We start from the raw sequence: 20,637 nt of genomic DNA on the forward strand, positions 1-20,637 counted from the left end.
AATAGCCTGTGAATATCTCTATTATAACCATTGGAAAGCTAAAAGAAAAATACTTAAAACAAGGTATTCAAGAATATTTAAAGCGTTTATCAAGCTATGCAAAAGTGGAAATTATTGAGCTTGCAGATGAAAAAGCGCCAGAAAACTTAAGTGAATCTGAAATGGAACAGGTAAAACAAAAAGAAGGAGAGCGCATCTTAGCGAAAATCTCAGACGATACTTATGTGATCGCATTAGCTATTAACGGAAAACAAAAGTCTTCCGAGGAACTCGCAAAAGAAATTGATTCATTAGCTACCTACGGAAAAAGCAAAGTAGCGTTTGTCATTGGCGGGTCGCTTGGTTTAAGCAGCGAAGTAATGAAACGCTCAAACGCAGCCCTTTCTTTTTCAAAGATGACGTTTCCTCATCAGCTTATGCGCCTAGTATTAGTAGAACAGATTTACCGAGCTTTTCGTATTATTCGAAATGAACCTTATCATAAATAGATCGTGTGGATATTTTTTCATTAAAAGCTGAGGCAGAAGGAAATGTAAAACCTTCTGCCTCAGCTTTTATCATATGTGGATAAATAGCATACGTCTATAAAAAAGAACAAGAGGTTCTTCTCTCCGATAAAATGTTAGAACAATTGAGTTTAAACAAACGAGATCTTATTTAAGAAACAGAAAAACCTTCGTCTTCTTTCACTCCAGCTCTGTCTTTAAACTCATCAAGCAACGCACGCACTTCGTCAGTTGTTTCCGTGCTCATGAGTAGATTTCTTAATTCACTTGCACCGCGGAATCCGCGAACGTAAATTTTGAAAAAGCGTCGAAGCGGTTTGAAAGGGCGCGGCTCTAATTCTTCAGAATACTTATCATGAAGATCTAGCTGCAGGCGAAGAAGTTCTAATAGCTCTTCGCTTGTGTGCTCTTTCTTTTCTTTTTCAAACGCAAACGGATTATGGAAAATTCCGCGTCCAATCATGATTCCATCAATGCCGTACTTCTCCGCAAGTTCAAGACCTTTCTGGCGGTCAGGAATATCACCGTTAATTGTTAGTAGCGTATGAGGCGCAATTTCGTCACGAAGCTTCTTGATCTCCGGAATTAACTCCCAGTGCGCGTCAACATCGCTCATTTCTTTTTTTGTACGAAGGTGAATAGAAAGGTTCACGATATCCTGTTCTAAAATGTGCTTCAGCCAGTCGTACCACTCATCAACTTGCGTATAGCCAAGACGAGTCTTTACGCTTACTGGAAGCCCTCCAGCTTTGGCTGCCTGGATAATCTCAGCCGCAGTATCTGGACGGCGAATCAGACCAGAACCTTTTCCGTTTCCTGCAACATTCTGCACAGGACAGCCCATATTAATATCAATGCCGCGAAAGCCCATTTCGGCCATGCCAATACTCATTTGACGGAAGTATTCAGGCTTGTCTCCCCAAATGTGCGCAACGATTGGCTGTTCATCATCTGTAAACGTCAAACGTCCTTTTACGCTATCTTTCCCTTTCGGATGGCAGTAGCTTTCCGTATTCGTAAACTCTGTAAAAAATACGTCAGGTCGTGCTGCTTCGGTCACAACATGGCGAAAAACGACATCCGTCACAGCTTCCATCGGTGCCAAAATAAAAAACGGACGCGGCAACTCATGCCAAAAATTATCTTTCATCTTATATCTAAACCCTTTCTTTTAGGGGAAACATATTCCCAAAATTAAAAAGTGTAATTTCTTTTATAAGGTTGAATGCTAGTATAAACTTCAACCAATATATACTTTAATGGTATGGGAGGAAAAGTGCAAGGGAACGAGTGGTTTTGTTTTGCTGGAAATACTTATTGAAACAACTTTTATATCTAGTATTAGTGGGGTGTAAGCAATTAAAAGCAAGCTTGAAGGCATGTACCGGATACTCGCGAATAAATATCCTAAAGCATTTGGTTTGTGTGTAGGCACTTTCTCCAAGGATATTATAAAGTATTCACCATAATTATGATTACGATAAACGATTTTATAAATAACTTCGACTATATAAAAAACCACGTCTGTCACTGCACAACAGACGTGGCTTCATTACATATTAATGCTTTTTGTAAGGAGCGCCGTCCTTAGAAGGCAGTCCAGAAATGTATCCGACACCGCCAGTTTCTTGAATGCCGATGCTTTCTTTCATTGCATTAGCTAGCTCTTCTTTATCAACAGCGGTAATACTTTTGTCGCTGATGTCCTCGCCCGGGTGCTGATAGTTGCTTAGTACGTAGCGAGAGTTTTGAATGTTTTCTACTGCACGAAGTCCTGTTGCTTCTGCTCCCACTGGAACTGAAAGGATGCGTGATAGTTTTTTAGTTTTTACATTATAAGCCCATACGAAGTTGTTTGTATGCAGTGAGCTGTCTTCTCCGATAAACAGTGTATTTAAGTTATTTGAATACGTAAGGTTGTCAGGGTTGGCAATTTTATTTGGGTCCGCTGTATTACCGTATGCATCTGCTTTTTCTAGGTCTTGTCCAATCAGTAGCCCTTCCATGCTTGCAGGAACGTAGCGACTGTTAATCTTGCCGTTTGCTAGGTCTTTTTGATGCGATCCTAAGTTCAGCTGGTAGGTCACACCAGACTCTAATTTTGGAAGCTGGATATCATCTTGTACAGCGCCAGATTCTTTTAGCATGGCACTATTTTGGTAAGAAATAGCCATATACGCTTTTTTGTCTTTTTTGTTAACCGTTAGTCCTTCCATCTTGTTGAATTCAGATGTTGCACCTAAAATTGCACCGTATCGGCGTGATTCTAAAAAGGCAGCTGCTTTTTCCATATCAGGCTTTACTTTTAGGTATTCAACTTTTTTACTTGCAGCGGTTTTCACAGCTTTAAATCCTTTTTTAGGCTGGTCAGCTGTTTCAAAAATATCACTAAATTTTGTGCCTTTGTCGATTATTGTTTTCACTTCATTGTCTGTTGCATGGCCAAGCTTAATCCATTGAAGGTCGCCTTTACCTCCATTTTCTGTGCTCGTTTGTTTAAACTTTGCCGCATAAAGAGTTCCTGCTGAGAAGTCTTTTTCCTTATCTGCTACATACATAAACATCATGGTATTAGACCCATCGTCTCCAAAAAGAGCGGTTTTGTTATCTGGAAGTACCTGCATCATTTCGTGTGAAAAACGGCCTGTGCTGTAATGTTTTACGACGGATGCATGGCCGCTTTCATCCACTGAAATTTCTGGAATCCAGCCGTAGTAGTAAGGGTTTGCTTTTGACGTGTCGCCGAAATAAAGCTTAGCGAAGTTCGTGACGTCTTTATAAGAGCTGGATGAAGGATCTTCAAAAGCACGTGCATCGGGCTCATATTCTTCTGAACCAAGGTGAGTACCCCAATCCGTTGTAGAGCCATTACACGGCGTCCACAAACCATTTACATTGGAAAAATCAATTTTTTTAGCATGGTTGACCGTTAATTTTCCTGTTTTATCATCTCGGTCAACTTGTGTAAGCGTCATTGAAGCGGGAAGACCGGAAATCTCTTTTCCAGCATTATTAACAGATTCATATTCATAATGTGAAATAATATAAGACTTACCGTTGATGGTGATAAAGCTGTTTGAATCCGGTGCGTCTGATACGTACGGTGATGGCTTATCGGGAACGCTTCGGTCAATAATCGGATCCCCGTTTGCATCGATCGGTGTACCTGCGGCGATTAATTCCCCTTTATTATCGACAATTTTATCTTTTGAAAGAAAGAGCTGGTTATAGTTAAGCGGCGTTTCTTCAACGCTTCCATCTTTATACGTTACTTTTACAGATGCCTCTGTATACGTTTTAATCATATTTTCAATCGTAGTAGGTGCTTTCATTGGCTGAAACTCGACGCTTTTGATTTGTTTAGGATGTTGAACTGGGTGATGCTCTGCTGCAAAAGCAGAAGCGGCACTAGAAGCTAAAAGGGTGAGAGATAGTCCAAGAGATACTCGTTTTTTCATGGTTGATAACCTCCAAATTGTATTCATACACTTATTAAATCATTTGATTGTTGAGGAAATATAAAGAGAAGCGCTGGATTTGTTGAGCTGTTGTTAAGAACGTTGAACATTTATATGACAAGTTTAACTAGAAGTTATTCAGCTATCTTTCAGAATTTGTTCAGATAGCATTCAGCCGGACTTCACAGTGCATTCATGTGCCGCTCTTACAATAAAGACATAGCTAAAGGCGACAAGAAGCGCTTTGGCTCGTACAGCAAAATTGAAAGGTATTTTAGCAGAAAAAAACGTCACTCAGTTCGATGCTTATACGGGGCAAGAGTGCTCATAATTTTTTATCTTAAAACATAAAACATACATTTCATTTTTTATTCATATCAAGCAGAGGGTGTTTCAAGGCATCCTCTGCTTTTCTATTTATAACTAGAAACGGGGCTGTTTATCTATGTTAAGATAAATGTAGATTATTGTTGTAAAATGGATAGAACTAGAATGAAATAAATTAAATAGATAGGGTGTACACATGAGAAAAGAAGTACAAGTTATAGCCAAAGAAGCTTTTATTAAAAAAGTGAACAAGGGTTATCCACTCATTGAAAAAGATGCGCTTGTTGATGGTCATAAACTGCAAGAAGAAGGGGTTATTATTAACTTAGTCACTCCCAAGAATCAATTTTTAGCCAAAGGCTATTATGGAAAACAAAACAAAGGCTACGGATGGATTCTTACGAAGAAGAAAAATGAGCAAATTGACGCGGCGTTTTTTGCTAGAAAAATTCAGCAAGCTATTTCGTCTCGTCATGACCTTTATGCGTCTGAAGACACAACTGCTTTTCGCGTATTTAATAGTGAAGGTGACGGAATCGGTGGCTTGATTATTGATTATTATGACGGATATTACGTCATGAGTTGGTATAGTGAAGGAATTTATCAATTTAAAGAATACGTCATTGAAGCCTTAAAGTCTGCGCCTAACTTTAAAGGGCTGTACCAGAAAAAACGTTTTAACGTAAAGGGGCAGTATATTGAAGAAGCTGATTTTGTAGCAGGGGATAAAGGCGAATTTCCTTTAATTGTAAAAGAAAATGGTATTCGTTTTGCCGTTTACTTAAATGACGGAGCGATGGTGGGAGTCTTTTTAGATCAGCGAGACGTCCGTAAAACGATTCGAGATAACTATGCAAAAGGAAAGACCGTGCTAAATATGTTTTCGTATACAGGCGCATTTTCAGTGGCGGCCGCTCTTGGAGGAGCTGCGAAAACAACAAGTGTCGATTTAGCCAATCGCAGCTTGGCTAAAACAATTGAGCAATTTAGTGTAAATGGAATTGATCACGAAGCACAGGACATTATCGTAGAAGATGTTTTCAAGTATTTTAAATATGCGGTCAAGAAGAACATGACCTTCGATCTTGTGGTGCTAGATCCGCCGAGCTTTGCCAAGTCGAAAAAGCATACGTTCAGCGCGGCAAAAGACTACAAAGATTTATTAAAAGAAGCCATTGCTCTTACAAAGCCAAATGGTGTCATTGTAGCATCTACGAACGCAAGCAATTTTGATATGAAAAAATTCCATTCGTTTATTGAAAAAGCTTTTAATGAAAAAGGGGAACAGTACAAAATGATGGAGCAGTTCGCTCTTCCAGCTGATTTTAAAACAATAAAAGAATTTAAGTCAGGTAATTATTTAAAAGTCGTGTTTATTCAAAAAGTAAATCGCTAAATGCAAGGCTGCATGATGAATTCATGCAGTTTATTTATTTTCAAAAAAATAACGCTTACAAGCTATTTTGAAGGGAATAAAATGAAGGTAAGAGATAAATATTGTCAATATATATGATAAAATAATAAAGGAATTATGCTCAACACTTCACAATTTTACAATATCATCCTTACGAAACGTATTTTTACAATTATTTTATTTTAAATGGGATAAGTATTGAGTACGAAGTGGAAAGAGCATACTATTACTATTATTTAAAAACATGAAAGGAGAAAGATTATGGCTGAAACAACAAAAAAGCCTGCCGGCGAAGTGAAATTTATTCCTTTATTAATTTGTCTGGCAATCGGACTTATTTTATGGTTTATTACACCTCCGTCCGGACTTGATTTGAAGGCTTGGCACTTATTCGCTATTTTTGTGGCTACTATCGTAGGGCTTATCATTAAACCATTGCCATTGGGCAGTGTAGCTATTTTATCTTTAACCATTATTGTATTAACTAATACATTAACGCTTGAACAATCGCTCAGCGGTTTTCAAAATACGACGATTTGGTTAATCGTTATTGCATTCTTTATTTCTAGAGGTTTTATTAAGACTGGTCTAGGAACAAGGGTTGCCTATATCTTCGTTCGTTTGTTCGGTAAAAAGACGTTGGGACTATCGTATTCTCTTATCGTAAGTGACTTACTTTTATCACCTGCAATGCCGTCTAATACAGCACGAGCTGGAGGAATTATTCTTCCAATCATTCGTTCTTTATCCGAAACATACGGATCGAGAACTGGCGACGGTACGGAGCGCAGAGTCGGTGCTTTCTTAACAAAAGTATCGTTTCAAGGAGATATGATCACATCCGCTATGTTCGTAACAGCAATGGCGGCCAATCCTCTTGCGGTTAAAATGACGGAACAAATTACAGGCAAGACTATTTCATGGGTTGGCTGGGCAGCGGCTGCAATCGTACCTGGAATTATTAGTTTAATCGTTATTCCGCTCGTTATTTATAAGCTGTATCCGCCAGAATTAAAAGAAACGCCGGAAGCATCTGAAATTGCAGCAAAAAAACTAAATGAAATGGGTCCGCTAAAGAAAGAAGAATGGTACATGATTGGCGTATTTTTACTTCTTCTTGTGTTGTGGATTTTTGGCGCTAATTTAAATATTAATGCAACAACAACTGCTTTTATTGGTCTATGTGCGCTGCTTTTAACGCAAGTGTTAAGCTGGTCGGACATCAAAAAAGAACAGGGAGCATGGGATACATTAGTCTGGTTTGCTGTTTTGGTTATGATGGCAACTTTCTTAAATGATCTAGGCATGATTCCTTGGTTCAGTGATCTGATGAAAGGCACTGTTAGCCATATGTCTTGGATGACGGCGTTGATTGTATTAGCTATTGCATATTTTTATTCTCACTACTTTTTTGCGAGTAACACGGCTCACGTCAGCGCTATGTACGCAGCATTTTTATCTGTCATCGTGGCCGCTGGTGCGCCTCCGTTACTGTCAGCATTAATTTTAGCGTTCTTTAGCAATTTATTTGGCTGTTTAACTCACTACGGAAGTGGACCGGCACCGGTGTTCTTCGGTAGTGGATATGTAACGCAGCAAAAATGGTGGTCGCTCGGCTTTTTAATTTCAATTATTCATATTATCATTTGGATTGGAATTGGCGGCTTGTGGTGGAAACTGCTAGGTCTATGGTAAAAAAACAGTGGCGCAGGCCACTGTTTTTTTTATGCTTCAGCCCAAACGGATACAGAGCCGCCATTTACAGGGAATTGTCCGTAGCCATCTTCTTCAATCACAACTTGGTCCTCTCGGTTGTTTGTGAAGTCAATCCACGTTTGTCCACTTCGGTGTTCGCCGACGAACATTCTCTTTTCGCCATCTTCACCGTTTGACATCACCACAGCGCATCCAGACTTCTCAAATTCCTCTACACCATGCCTTACCCATCCAATAGTATTCGGGTGATCAAAATAATCGTCTTGCTGGCCGTATGCTTTGTCATAGCGTACATGCAAGAGAGCGGAAATATCTTTTTCTTTTCCTTCAATTGGGTGCTCTCCGCCTATCCCAAAATAGTCTCCGTAAAACACACAAGGATAACCGTCTTCACGAAGTAAAATTAGAGCGTAAGCACTCTGTTTGAACCAATCTTCTACCCAAGATTCTAAAGATTCATTTGGCTGAGAGTCATGGTTATCTACAAATGTGACAACATTCAAAGGGTGAGTCTTGACTAATGTATCATCAAAAATCGTGGTTAAATCAAAATCTCTTCCTTGCTGAGAGGCTTCATGCAGTTTATAGTGCAGCGATACGTCAAACAAATCGATTTGATAATCAATCACGTCTAGGAATTCCTGACAGGCTGTTAACTCTGGATTCCAAAACTCTCCCACAAAATAAAAGGGCTTTTCTTGAGAAGAGGACAATTCGTGGGCAAACTCTTTAATAAAATCGTGGTTAATATGTTTAATGGCGTCTAATCGATAACCGTCGCACTGCAGAGTGTCTGCTAACCATTTTCCCCATTTGATCATTTCTTCTCGAACTTCAGGATGATCGTAATCAATATTCGCAAACATTAAATAATCGTAGTTGCCAAACTCTTGATCCACATTTTCGTTCCAGCTTTTGTTTTCTCCGGCAATACGAAAAACGCCTTCTTTTCCATTTTTATCATCGTAATCAGTGCCGTTAAAATGATTAAAGTTCCATTTGAAAGAAGAATATTGATCGCCGCGCCCTTCAAATGTAAACTTTGTCCACCCTTCAATTTCAAAAGGTTCAGAAATTTCTTCTGTTCGGTTCATGGGGTCCACTTCAATGACGTGGAACGTTTCTTTTTCATCTGCTGCAGCTTTATGGTTCATTACAATATCCACATAGACATTAATTCCATGATTATGACAGGCATCAATCGCTTCATGCAGCTCTTGCTTGGTTCCATACTTTGTACGAACGGTTCCTTTTTGATCAAATTCGCCAAGATCGTATAAGTCATAAACGCCGTAGCCATTATCCTCTGATGAAACACCTTTTGTAACCGGGGGAATCCACACGGAATCAATTCCTTGTTCTTTTAGTTGAGGAGCGAGCTCTTTAAGGCGTTGCCAATGCTCGCCATCAGCTGGCACATGCCATTCGAAAAATTGCATAATTGTATGATTCCGTTCCAAGTTAAATCATCCTCCTTTTAAATAAAAAGATATAATCGCTCACGGATAGTTCTTTAGAATCAAATGAGGAATTGATTATATTTTTTCTTTTAACGTTCCTGTTATCCCTATTCTTTAAACCTTTTTCAACATATGAAGCTTAAGAAAATCTTAAGATTTCCCCTTCCTTTTTCTTAAGAAATGCAGTTTACAATAAAATCCATAGACGAAATGACCCATGATATACTTTTGAAAGGAGTGTGAGAAATCAATGAACGAATATGTGGTTTTAGTCGTAGACGATGAGCAAGAAATCCGTAATGGCATTGCTATTTATTTGAAAAATGAAGGCATTAAAGTCTTTACGGCCAAAGATGGAATCGAAGCCATAGAGATACTAAATAAAGAAAAAGTTCACTTAATTATTCTTGATATTATGATGCCAAGGCAAGACGGCATTTCAACGACGTTTAAAATCCGAGAACAAAAAAATATCCCGATTATTATGCTGAGCGCTAAAAGCGAAGATGCAGATAAAGTGCTCGGTCTGCAGGTAGGAGCAGATGATTATGTGACAAAACCTTTTAATCCATTAGAACTGATAGCTAGAGTTAAATCACAGTTAAGAAGATATGTAACATTAGGTACATATGAGGAAACAAAGACGATTGATATCCGAGGTCTCGTACTTGATATTGAGGCTAAGTCCGTCACTCTTGACGGGGTGTTCATTAAGCTGACTCCCATTGAGTATAAAATTGTAGAGTTATTAATGAAAAATGCAGGGAGAGTTTTTTCTATACATGATATTTATGAACGCGTATGGAATGAACCAGGCTACAACGCAGAAAATACAGTAGCGGTACACATTAGAAAAATAAGAGAAAAAATTGAGATTGAACCAAAAAATCCGAGGTATGTAAAGGTTGTGTGGGGACTTGGATACAAAATGGAAAAGTAGCGTCATTTCAGCTATAGGGATTATCTTGTTTTTATTTGGTTTAGGAGCAACTATTTCTTCAATTAGTAACGTGCATAATCTATTAAAAACAAACTATTTACAAAAAAGCAGCTATGTAAAATCAGAAGACTTCAAAAAGCAAATAAGTCGTTTTACAAATGATCTCTACCTTTTAGAATTGACACAAAAAGATAAGAATACCGTTAATGCAAATAAGATAACAGGAGAAGAGATTGAGTCGTATCGATATACGGAAGGAACATTAACAGAACAAATAAAAAACGTGCACGATAAATATGAAGAAAAAATAGAAGACGCTAAGCAGGCAAAGAGCAAAAACGTTGAAGATGCCTATATAGAGCAGCAGGATCTAGAAGTTAAAAACATTCAAAAAAAGTTTCAAGATGATCAATTCGTTCGAGAAGAAATAGCGAAAAACAAAAAACTCGAAATGAAGAAACTATATGATGAAGCTTTTGATCGACAAGAAACATTATCTCAATATAAAAAAGACATCGTGTATTATTTAAAAGATAGGAACACAAACAAAATATACACGAACATCCAAAACGCAGGCAAAGAAGATGTTAATCAATTAGTAAAAAAGAAAAATATATTGTATAAACATACTTATTCAGCTCAATCACCGCTTGTGTTCCAAGCAGATGAATATAAAAATTCATCGTTAAGCAGTGAGGTAGACTCAGAGATCCCAACCTGGTATTTAAAGCAGAAGTTTACGGGTATAATTGCTGTTCCTGAAAAAGAAACCTTCATTAGTCCTTTATTTGATGAATATAACTATTATCATCATCAAAATGTAGCGTTTCTCGTGTATGCATTTTCAGGGATACTAGCTCTGTTAATAGGTTACTTTATTTATAAAAAAACAATAACTGGACATTTAAAAGAAATAACAAGACAAACTGCAGTACAGAGGGTTTATAAAAAAATACCTTTAGATATTTGTATAATTGTTTTTCTTTTATACTCATTTTTTACTTTAAGTCTAATTCTGAACGGCTATCCTGCTTCTGTATTAGAATCATATAAGCATGTTGCTACGTTCTTCTTTTATATGATAGCAATATCTATAGCTATTTCTCTATGGGCACTTCAAGTATTTCTACTGTTTCAGCGTATACGTACAATAGATGATATAAAAGAAGAATATAAAAGAACGTGTGTTTATCAAGTAATTTATTTTCTTCAATCTATTTTTATTATCAGACACATTGGCATGCATATAATGGTTGTAGTGCTGCTTTTAGTGTTTGCCGTGTTTGCTGTTGCAGCTCTATTGACTAGTGGATCTATGTTTGCAGAACAAGTATCCATACTGTACTTAGCTATAGGCAGTGTTGTAGGAGTGGTTACTTTGATACTGCTTATGCTACGAGTTAATTATTTAAATAAAATTATTATCTCAATTGATCAAATTGCCACAGCCGAGTGGAAAGAGCCGTTACCTATCAAAGGAAAATCAGCTTTGACTCAAGCAGCGCTAAACATAAATCATATCCAGCAGCAGATTCAAACATCTCAGCATGTTCAAGTTAAAAGTGAACGCTTGAAAACAGAGTTAATTACCAACGTCAGTCACGATTTAAGAACACCATTGACTTCTATTATGACATATACAGCGTTGCTAAAGTCACAAGATCTTACTTCGGACGAACAACATGCTTACGTTGAAATTATTGACCGTAAATCAAAACGTTTACAGACACTTATTGATGATTTATTTGAAGTGTCAAAAATGGCAAGTGGAAATGTAGAATTGCATAAAGACAAAATTGATATTAACCAGCTTCTTCATCAGGCTTTAGCTGAATATAATGAAGCAATTGAAGATTCAACTCTGCAATTTCGTATTCAATCTCTCGAAAAGCCGATATTTGCTACTGTAGATGGTCAAAAATTATGGAGAGTATTTGACAATTTGATAGAGAATATATTGAAATATTCACTTGAACAAACGCGTGTCTATATTTCTGTTCAAGAAATAAACGAACAAGTGAAACTAACCTTTAAAAATGTAAGTAAATATGAACTAAATGAGCAGGCAGATGAGCTGTTTGAACGATTTAAAAGAGGGGACACTTCAAGACAAACCGATGGCTCCGGACTTGGGTTAGCTATTGCTAAGTCAATTATTGATTTGCACGGAGGAGAACTGAATATTAAAATTGACGGAGATTTATTTAAAGTAACGATTACTCTTTAATGTCAGTGAATATAAACAGCATATCTAGTGAAAAAGAGAAGCAACCTCACTATGCTGGTTGCTTCTCTTTTTTTAGCGTTCGTAATTTTATTCCGCAACCGCAAAGCGTACTGTGTTTTAGTACTTTTATTTCTCTATCACACTGATTACATCTTATTTCTTGTCCAATCATTTCTTCATCCCTTCCTCTTTTTACAAGAATTTAAATAAGTATCCATAAAATATGGATACTTATTTATTGATAAAATGTTAAACTAATTGAGAATAAATGATAATCTAAAATGAGAAAAATACTCTTATTTTTTCATTTAGAAAACGGATAAATTTATTTTACTTGCTGCGGAACAGATAATCCTAAACCGTCTGCAATGCGTGTTCCATACTCTGGATCCGCTTTGTAGAAGTGTTGAATTTGACGCAGTTTAATCTCTTCTTTTTCTACAGGTTTCATAGCTTCAACGATGTTTGCAACTAGTCGTGTACGCTCGTCTTTGCTTAGAAGGCGGTATAAGTCACCTGCTTGCGTGTAATGGTCGTTATGATCATATGCAACACTATCGGCAACGCCTGAAACAGGGTATGCTGCTTGTTTGTTTTCCTGTGATTCTGTCGGGCCGCCAAAGCTGTTTGGCTCATAATAAACAGAACGGCCGCCGTTATCGTCAAAGCGCATTTGGCCGTCACGCTGATAGTTATTTACTTCGCTGCGCGGACGGTTAATCGGTAGCGCTTGATGGTTAGCACCCACGCGGTAGCGATGTGCATCGCTGTATGCGAATAGTCGACCTTGCAGCATTTTATCAGGTGATACGTCAATTCCCGGCACAAGCGTTCCAGGTGAGAATGTAGCTTGCTCCACTTCGGCAAAATAATTTTCTGGATTGCGGTCTAAGACCATGCGACCTACTTCAATTAACGGGTAGTCTTTTTGTGACCAAACCTTTGTTACGTCAAACGGATCAAAGCGATACGTATCAGCATCTTCTAATGGCATAATCTGAACGTACAGCTTCCATGAAGGAAAATCGCCTTTTTCAATGGCATTAAATAAATCTTCAGTATGATAATCTGGATTTTCACCAGCTAGCTTTGCAGCTACGTCTGGAGACAGATTTTTTACGCCTTGCTCTGTTTTGAAGTGATATTTTACCCAAACGCCATCTCCTTCGGCATTAACCCATTTAAATGTGTGGCTGCCAAATCCATGCATATGGCGTAAAGTTGCGGGGATACCGCGGTCAGACATTAAAATAGAAACTTGATGCAAAGATTCAGGAGATAAAGACCAGAAATCCCAAACGGCCGTCGGGTTTTTTAAATGTGTGCGTGGATCGCGTTTTTGTGTATGAATAAAGTCAGGGAATTTAATCGCATCTCGGATGAAAAATACAGGTGTATTATTTCCGACTAAGTCGTAGTTTCCTTCTTCTGTATAAAATTTAACAGCAAATCCGCGAGGGTCGCGAACGGTATCTGCTGAGCCGTTTTCACCAGCTACTGTTGAAAAGCGAGCAAATAGAGGTGTTCGTTTTCCTACTTCAGAAAGGAAAGCTGCTTTTGTATAGGCTGAAACATCATTTGTCACTTCAAAATAGCCGTGGGCACCGGCGCCTTTTGCGTGTACGACGCGTTCAGGAACTCGCTCTCGGTTAAAATGGGCTAATTTCTCTAAAAGGTGAACATCTTGAATTAAAGTAGGTCCGCGTGAACCAGCGGTCATTGAATTTTGATTATCTCCAACCGGAGCTCCCCAACTAGTCGTTAGGTTATTCTTGTTTGTTGTCATCTTAGAACCACCTCTTATTTGAATTTTATTATGTTAGAAATAATAATAACATTTTTAAATAAAAAATCAATACTAAATTATAATTATTATAATTTAAATTGTTAATTTTGAGATGTAGTCAGTGGGGGATACGCATGTGGAATGTACGAACTATTTTAAAAATTTTCTGTATAGTATATTTAGTTTAATAATAAAAATGCCTGGTGTGCAATTATTTTGACCGGCTATTACCATATCAAAAACACGCTTGCTTATATAAGCAAGCGTGTTCGTTTTATATATTTTGTGATAAGTTTGCTTTCGCTGCCAGTTCAGCCTGAGGCGTGCGCCAAAGCTGCGTCCATTTTTGAATCGCAGCAATCATAATAATGAGACCGAGTATAAGCATGATGATTGAAAGAGTCGCATTTAATATGCTGTAACCTGCCGCAGCTTCATTTAAATAGACATTCTTAACCATCCAATAACCTGCGTAGTTAACCGTTACGTAAAGGTAGGCTAGTGGAATAAGGCAAGTAAGCATATAGGAGCGTTTATCTGCAATTCTAAGAATAACGGTTGCTCCAATAATTAAACCAATAGAGGCCATTAACTGATTCGATACGCCGAACAGCGCCCAAACTGAGCCAATATCTCCTGAGAACAATAAGTACCCCCACATAAAACAGGCTAGGGCGCTTGCAAAAATGGAACCGGGAAGCCAGTCTACTCGCTTCAATGGCTTATAAAATTCACCGAAAAAGTCTTGAATTAAATAGCGAGAAACGCGTGTACCCGCGTCGATAGCAGTTAAAATAAACACTGCTTCAAACATAATGACGAATTGGAAAAAGTAAGAAGACAGGTGGCTGAACCAAGGAATTTCTGTGAAGATATATGTCATTCCTACAGCCAGTGTAACAGCGCCGCCTGTACGGCCTTCTAAGTTTAGACCAATCTCTTGGCTAAGCTGAGGAAGAGCTGTCACGTTCATGCCGAGCGTTTTGAACACTTCAGGTGTAGAGTTGATTGCAAAATAGTCTCCAGGATGTAAAGCTGTTGCGGCAATTAATGCCATAATTCCTACCAAGCATTCGACTAACATCGCCCCGAAGCCTACAACTTTAATGTCACTCCAACGGTCGAGCATCTTAGGGGTTGTCCCTGAACCAACAAATGCATGGAAGCCGGAAATAGCACCGCAGGCGATCGTAATGGAAATGAACGGCCACACGGGTCCTGCTAGAATAGGGCCGCCTCCGTGAATAAATTCAGTAACTGCAGGAAATGGAATTGCTGGATTTACGAAAAACACGCCTACAATCAGCGCGATAAAGACACCAATTTTCATAAAGCTGCTTAAATAATCTCGAGGTGCTAAAAGCAGCCAAACGGGCAAGGCCGCTGCGAAAAATGCATAAACGGGAAGAATAATTGAAAGTGTTTTAATATCTAGCGTTAAAAAATCTCCTAAAGCTGTTCCTTGAATATAAGGACCGCTAAATACGGCGATTAAAATTAAAATGAAGCCGACGGTAGAAGCCGCTTTTAAATTACCGGTTTTTTTGTGGTAAATACCTACCCCCATTGCAATCGGAATCGTAATTCCAACAGCGAATGTACCCCAAGGGTTTTTCTCAAGTGCGTGTAGCACGACCATAGATAAACCGGCCATTGTGATGGTAATGATAAAAAGCATAGCTAAACCTGTACAAAAACCAGCGACAGGTCCTAGCTCTTTTTTAGCCACTTCGGAAAGCGACTGGCCTTTTTGGCGCATAGATGCAAATAACACAACCGCATCGTGAACGGCTCCTCCGATTACAGCTCCTATTAAAAGCCAGAGCAGTCCGGGCAAATAGCCAAACTGAGCTGCTAAAATAGGTCCAACAAGCGGACCAGCAGCTGCAATAGCTGCAAAGTGATGACCAAATGTTACCCATCGGTTGGTTGGCACATAATCTTTCCCATCTTCAAGTTCATGTGCTGGCGTTTTTTGCGAATCGTTTAGTTTCAAGACCTTAACAGCCATGAATGTTCCGTATAGCCGATACGCAATCATTAAAATACAGATAGATCCAATAACAATCGTAACCGCATTCATTACAAATCCCCCTATCCCTTAGTTGTCTGATGTTTGTACTACTACACAACGTTATGTAATTGTGTGTTCCCCTTACAACTTTCATTATAAAAGAAGAAAGCGCTTTTATCACCAGTTTTTCCCTTAATTATTTAAAAAATTAGAAAGTTCAAATTCCCTTTGAAAAACTATAAGACTTTTCGCATAATCTCTGCTATAATTTTTAAAAAAATTAGTACGCATTTAGGTGTTTTAGTTAGGGAGATGAAAAGAGTGAACCATCGTCAAGAGTTACAAAATAGCAAGCGTATCGTAGTCAAAGTAGGGACATCTACGTTGACCTATGATAATGGAGATATTAACTTAGCACGCATTGAAAAACTAGCGCGTGTTTTATCCGATTTAATGAATGCAGGAAAAGAAGTTGTGCTTGTTACATCAGGTGCCGTTCAAGTGGGAGTAAAAAAACTAAAGTTAAAGGAAAAGCCAACTTCTATTCGAGAAAAACAAGCAGCGGCCTCTGTCGGGCAATGTGAGCTTATGCATATCTATAGTAAATTCTTTGGTGAGTACAGCCACATCGTTGGTCAAGTACTGTTAACGAAGGATGTAATCGAAGATGAACATGTGCGCAATAACGTTGTGAATACGTTTGAAAAATTAATTGAAGACAAAGTAATTCCTATTGTGAATGAAAACGATACGGTTGCAATCGATGAAATTGAAAACATCGTGCGCTTCGGCGATAACGATAATTTATCTGCCATTGTTTCAGTTTTGATTCACGCAGATTTACTTGTTATTTTATCTGATATTGACGGTTTCTTTGATTCAGATCCCACAAAAAACCCTAACTCTAAATTAATGAAAGTAATAGATGGCATCACACCGGAGCTTGAGAATTTTGCTGGAGATAGTGGAACTGACGTTGGAACAGGCGGAATGGTCACAAAGCTTACCGCTGCTAAAACAGCTACAAGTGCAGGCGTAAGCTTAATCTTAGCAAATGGTAAAGAGCCAAATATTTTGCGAGATATTATTGAAGGCCAAGAAATTGGAACGTTATTCTTAAAACAAGCTGAAGGAGTAATGAAATGAGTGAATTGCAGCTTAAAGGAAAGCAGGCAAAAGATGCCTCTTATTTCTTAGGAAATGTAACGAGCGAACAAAAACAGCAGGCACTTTATAAAATGGCGGCTGCTTTATTGAATCAGCAAGAAGCGATTTTAAAAGCCAATGAATTAGACATAGAAAAAGCCGTTCAAAAAGGCACATCAAAAGCGATGTTGGATCGCCTATCTTTAAATAAAGAGCGGATTCACGGAATGGCAGACGGCCTGCGCCAAGTAGCTGCGCTTGCGGATCCAGTAGGAGAAGTGCTGTCTATGGCGAAGCGACCAAATGGCTTACAAATTGGGCAGCAGCGTGTACCTATTGGTGTCATAGGAATTATTTATGAAGCGCGTCCAAACGTTACGTGTGATGCAGCAGGCTTATGCTTAAAAGCAGGAAATGCAGTTATCTTGCGCGGAGGCAGCGAGGCGTTTTATTCGAATCAAGCGATTGTTTCTGTATTATCTCAAGCTGCGGCAAGTGCAGGGTTGCCTGAGCATAGCGTACAGCTTATTGAAGATACGTCGAGAGAAACAGCACTGGAGTTAATGAAATTAAATGAATATATCGATGTATTAATTCCTCGAGGCGGTGCTGGTTTAATTGAAGCAGTGGTAAAAAATGCAACGGTTCCCGTTATTGAGACAGGAACTGGGAACTGCCACATTTATGTCGATGAAGAATATGACGGTGACATGGCGGCCAATATTGTCATTAATGCAAAAACATCTCGTCCAGCGGTGTGTAACTCAGCCGAAAAGCTGATTATCCATAAACGAGCGGCTCATGAATTTTTGCCGATTATTGTTCAAGCGCTACGAGAGAAAGATGTAGAAGTACGCGGTGATGAACGTGCGGTAACAATCGTTCCAGATCTTGTTCCCGCAGGGGATGAGGATTGGAAAAAAGAATACTTGGATTTCATCATGGCGGTTAAAATCGTAGATGATATCGATGAAGCGATTTCTCATATTAATGTTCATAGTTCACATCACTCTGAAGCGATTGTAACAACAAATTATGCTCATGCTCAGCGTTTTTTACAGCGCGTTAATTCAGCCGCTGTTTATGTGAATGCTTCAACGAGGTTCACGGACGGAGAAGAGTTTGGTTTCGGGGCAGAAATCGGAATTAGTACACAAAAGCTTCATGCGCGTGGACCAATGGGATTAAAGGAATTAACAACGCTAAAATATATTATTTACGGAGATGGACAAATTCGATAAAAAAGAAGCCTGAGGCATATGCCCAGGCTTCTCTTATTTCCATATACGTTCAATTTCTTCAAGTGACTTTCCTTTTGTCTCCGGAACCCACTTCCATATAAACAAAAATGAAGCGAGACACATAAACATAAAGAATAAAAATGTAAAAGATCCTCCAGCTTTGTTCCAAAGGATAGGGAAAAACTGAGATACAAACCAATTAGCTATCCACAAGAAAAACGTAGAAATAGACATTGCATAGCCTCTCGCGTGATTAGGAAAAATTTCAGAAATCACAACCCATACAACCGGTCCCATAGAAATATTAAAAAGAAATAAATAAAAAACAATAAGTAAACTAGTAGTCAACCCTTCAGTACCTTGAGAATGAAACCCAAAGGAAACGAGAAGCTGCGTAACGGCCATACCAGCTGTGCCAATAAGCAATAAAGCTTTGCGGCCAATCCGGTCGATAAGCCACATGGAACAAAGAACGCCTAAAAAGGCAGCCACACCAATCATAGACGTAACAAGGAGCGATAAATCTCCTCTAGCTCCAGCTGCTTTAAAAACTTGCGGGGCGTAATAAATAATGGCATTAATTCCGACAAGCTGTTGAAAGGCTGCAAGTAGAATACCAATAAGCAGCGCTTTTCGAAGACAGGCCTCTTTAAAAAGCGAAAGAGAAGCTGGTTGATTTTCTTTTAACGATTGCTCAATATGATACAGCTCTTGGCGTGCAATGTGTGTACCATTGATTTTAATTAAAATGTCCATAGCTTCTAAAGTGCGGTTTGCTTTTACCAGCCACCTCGGACTTTCAGGAACAGGAGAAAGAATAAGAAGAAATAAAAGAGCTGGAATACCAGAAGCACCGATAATGTAGCGCCATCCTGTGGAATTCTGCCAAGCGTCTTCCCCAATAGATAAAATGTAGTCATTTACAAAATAGACAGAAACAATCCCAACGGCAACAGCAAATTGGTATAGAGAGCCTAAGCGGCCACGCATGTGCGGAGGGGCTATTTCAGAAATATAGGTAATAGAAAGAACAGAAGCCATACCAATGCCTAGTCCTCCAATAATTCGAGAAATAATCACAAAAGAGATGGATGAAGATAGCGCTTGCATAATTGCGGATACGACAAATAAAGAAGCTGCTAAAAGTAAGATGCTTTTTCTACCGAATCGATCACTCAGTTTTCCTGAAGCAAGTACCCCAATGGCACCACCGAGCAGCAGACTAGATACAACAAAACCTACCATCGTTGGACCAAGATTAAAATGTACTTTCATCAACCCAATAGCTCCTGAAATGACGGCTGTGTCATAGCCGTAAAGCAACCCTCCAAAAGCAGCTGCACATGAAATGAAAATCACGAAAAATAGATTTCTTTTTTGCTCCTTATACTCGTCAGAAGTTACTTTTACTATCCCCATATAAATTCCTCCTTTGAATCACCGTCACTATTTCAATTAAAAAAACGTTATACGTAAAACGTTTTCATAAAAGATGTTTTTATGTTAAACTAAAAATTGTAAATAATCAAACTATTTTTCACCTTTTATATGAATTATGTACGTTTTGTTATCAACCAATAGGGAAGAAAAAATAGGGGGAAGAGAAATATGGCGTTTATGCAATGTGATTTTTTTTCAGAAGTATTGCAAATAAGTACTTCAATGAACGTTTTGATACCGCAGCACACAAAATCTCAAATTGGTTTACAAACCAATACAAGAAGTGAGAAACACCCTACGCTCTATTTATTACACGGTCTTTCTGATGATCATACGATATGGATGAGAAGAACTTCGATTGAACGCTATGCATCAGAATTAGGACTTGCAGTTGTAATGCCAAATGTAGATCGCAGCTTTTATAGAGATATGGCTTATGGAAAGAAGTATTGGACGTTTGTAACAGAAGAACTTCCTCACTTGGCTAGATCATTCTTTCCGTTATCGGAAAAAAGAGAAGATAATTTTGTAGCTGGCCTTTCTATGGGAGGGTATGGCGCTTTAAAATGGGCGTTTCGCAAACCACATCAATTTTCTGCAGCTGCCAGTTTATCAGGAGTGATGGACGTTGAAGGGCTTGGAGGGCGAGGAGAAGTTCAGTTCTTAGATTATCCTTTGATTTTTGGCATGCCCCCTGTTATTAGACCTGAGGATGATCTTTTCTGGCTGCTTGAAAATCGCCGGCGCTATGGAGAAGTGACTCCGCGTATTTATCAATGCTGTGGAACGGAAGATTTTTTATATCAGGAAAATAAACGTTTTTCCGAGCGTTGTAAGCAAGAGCCTATTTGTTTTACATATGAAGAAGGAAAAGGAAGTCACGACTGGGCATATTGGGATCAAAAAATTCAAGATGTGTTAAAGTGGCTGTTTAGTGAAAAGTAGGGAAGGTAGTTTTCAGT

General features: G+C 38.6%; 14 protein-coding genes. 8 read left to right on the plus strand and 6 right to left on the minus strand.

Annotated elements, in window-relative coordinates:
- The first annotated feature begins 8 nt into the window (after positions 1–8).
- A complete protein-coding gene (rlmH, locus tag ACFX4R_RS18370; protein WP_043977590.1) occupies positions 9–488 on the plus strand; it encodes a 23S rRNA (pseudouridine(1915)-N(3))-methyltransferase RlmH in 480 nt (159 codons plus the stop codon).
- Between the two features lie 169 nt (positions 489–657).
- On the opposite strand, the gene ACFX4R_RS18375 is transcribed toward rlmH, so the two are convergent.
- The gene (locus ACFX4R_RS18375; RefSeq protein WP_028409752.1) at positions 658–1,656 is read right to left on the minus strand and encodes a tRNA dihydrouridine synthase; all 999 of its coding nucleotides are present in this window, start codon (positions 1,654–1,656) and stop codon (positions 658–660) included.
- Between the two features lie 409 nt (positions 1,657–2,065).
- On the minus strand, positions 2,066–3,964 hold the full coding sequence (locus ACFX4R_RS18380) for a PhoX family protein (RefSeq protein WP_377570038.1): 1,899 nt from the start codon (positions 3,962–3,964) through the stop codon (positions 2,066–2,068).
- 523 nt (positions 3,965–4,487) lie between these two features.
- Between ACFX4R_RS18380 and ACFX4R_RS18385 the strand changes: the two genes are divergently transcribed.
- Complete coding sequence (locus ACFX4R_RS18385) at positions 4,488–5,687, plus strand: class I SAM-dependent rRNA methyltransferase (RefSeq protein WP_377570040.1); 1,200 nt, start codon at positions 4,488–4,490, stop codon at positions 5,685–5,687.
- 279 nt (positions 5,688–5,966) lie between these two features.
- Positions 5,967–7,400 carry an anion permease gene (locus tag ACFX4R_RS18390; protein ID WP_043977584.1) on the plus strand — a complete coding sequence of 478 codons (1,434 nt, stop codon included), beginning with the start codon at positions 5,967–5,969 and terminating at the stop codon, positions 7,398–7,400.
- 29 nt (positions 7,401–7,429) lie between these two features.
- On the opposite strand, the gene ACFX4R_RS18395 is transcribed toward ACFX4R_RS18390, so the two are convergent.
- Complete coding sequence (locus ACFX4R_RS18395; protein WP_014457695.1) at positions 7,430–8,881, minus strand: alpha-amylase; 1,452 nt, start codon at positions 8,879–8,881, stop codon at positions 7,430–7,432.
- A gap of 250 nt (positions 8,882–9,131) precedes the next feature.
- On the opposite strand from ACFX4R_RS18395, the gene ACFX4R_RS18400 reads away from it, so the two are divergent.
- Positions 9,132–9,821: a response regulator transcription factor gene (locus ACFX4R_RS18400; RefSeq protein WP_025752427.1), complete on the plus strand. Its 690-nt coding sequence runs from the start codon at positions 9,132–9,134 to the stop codon at positions 9,819–9,821.
- Positions 9,799–12,048, plus strand: coding sequence for a sensor histidine kinase (locus ACFX4R_RS18405; RefSeq protein ID WP_322552511.1), 2,250 nt, complete (start codon positions 9,799–9,801; stop codon positions 12,046–12,048). The genes ACFX4R_RS18400 and ACFX4R_RS18405 overlap by 23 nt, the downstream gene beginning before the upstream one ends.
- Before the next feature lie 325 nt (positions 12,049–12,373).
- Here the strand turns inward: ACFX4R_RS18405 and katA are convergent, their stop codons facing one another.
- Positions 12,374–13,834, minus strand: a complete 1,461-nt coding sequence (gene katA / locus ACFX4R_RS18410) for a catalase KatA (RefSeq protein WP_162215123.1) — start codon at positions 13,832–13,834, stop codon at positions 12,374–12,376.
- A gap of 274 nt (positions 13,835–14,108) precedes the next feature.
- Positions 14,109–15,917 (minus strand): carbon starvation protein CstA, encoded by a 1,809-nt coding sequence (gene cstA / locus ACFX4R_RS18415; RefSeq protein ID WP_013085534.1) that lies wholly within the window; start codon positions 15,915–15,917, stop codon positions 14,109–14,111.
- Between the two features lie 243 nt (positions 15,918–16,160).
- On the opposite strand from cstA, the gene proB reads away from it, so the two are divergent.
- Together proB and ACFX4R_RS18425 are read left to right on the plus strand one after the other, a co-directional pair.
- Positions 16,161–16,994 (plus strand): glutamate 5-kinase, encoded by an 834-nt coding sequence (proB, locus tag ACFX4R_RS18420; protein ID WP_043977576.1) that lies wholly within the window; start codon positions 16,161–16,163, stop codon positions 16,992–16,994.
- Positions 16,991–18,235, plus strand: coding sequence for a glutamate-5-semialdehyde dehydrogenase (locus tag ACFX4R_RS18425; RefSeq protein ID WP_043977574.1), 1,245 nt, complete (start codon positions 16,991–16,993; stop codon positions 18,233–18,235). The genes proB and ACFX4R_RS18425 overlap by 4 nt, the downstream gene beginning before the upstream one ends.
- Before the next feature lie 33 nt (positions 18,236–18,268).
- Here the strand turns inward: ACFX4R_RS18425 and ACFX4R_RS18430 are convergent, their stop codons facing one another.
- Positions 18,269–19,654 (minus strand): sugar porter family MFS transporter, encoded by a 1,386-nt coding sequence (locus ACFX4R_RS18430; protein WP_165575686.1) that lies wholly within the window; start codon positions 19,652–19,654, stop codon positions 18,269–18,271.
- A gap of 189 nt (positions 19,655–19,843) precedes the next feature.
- Here ACFX4R_RS18430 and ACFX4R_RS18435 point away from each other — a divergent pair, with 189 nt between their 5' ends.
- On the plus strand, positions 19,844–20,620 hold the full coding sequence (locus ACFX4R_RS18435; protein WP_043977570.1) for an alpha/beta hydrolase: 777 nt from the start codon (positions 19,844–19,846) through the stop codon (positions 20,618–20,620).
- Positions 20,621–20,637: the final 17 nt, after the last annotated feature.

This window comes from Priestia sp. YIM B13490 (assembly GCF_042787735.1).
Classification (GTDB): Bacteria; Bacillota; Bacilli; order Bacillales; family Bacillaceae_H; genus Priestia; species Priestia megaterium.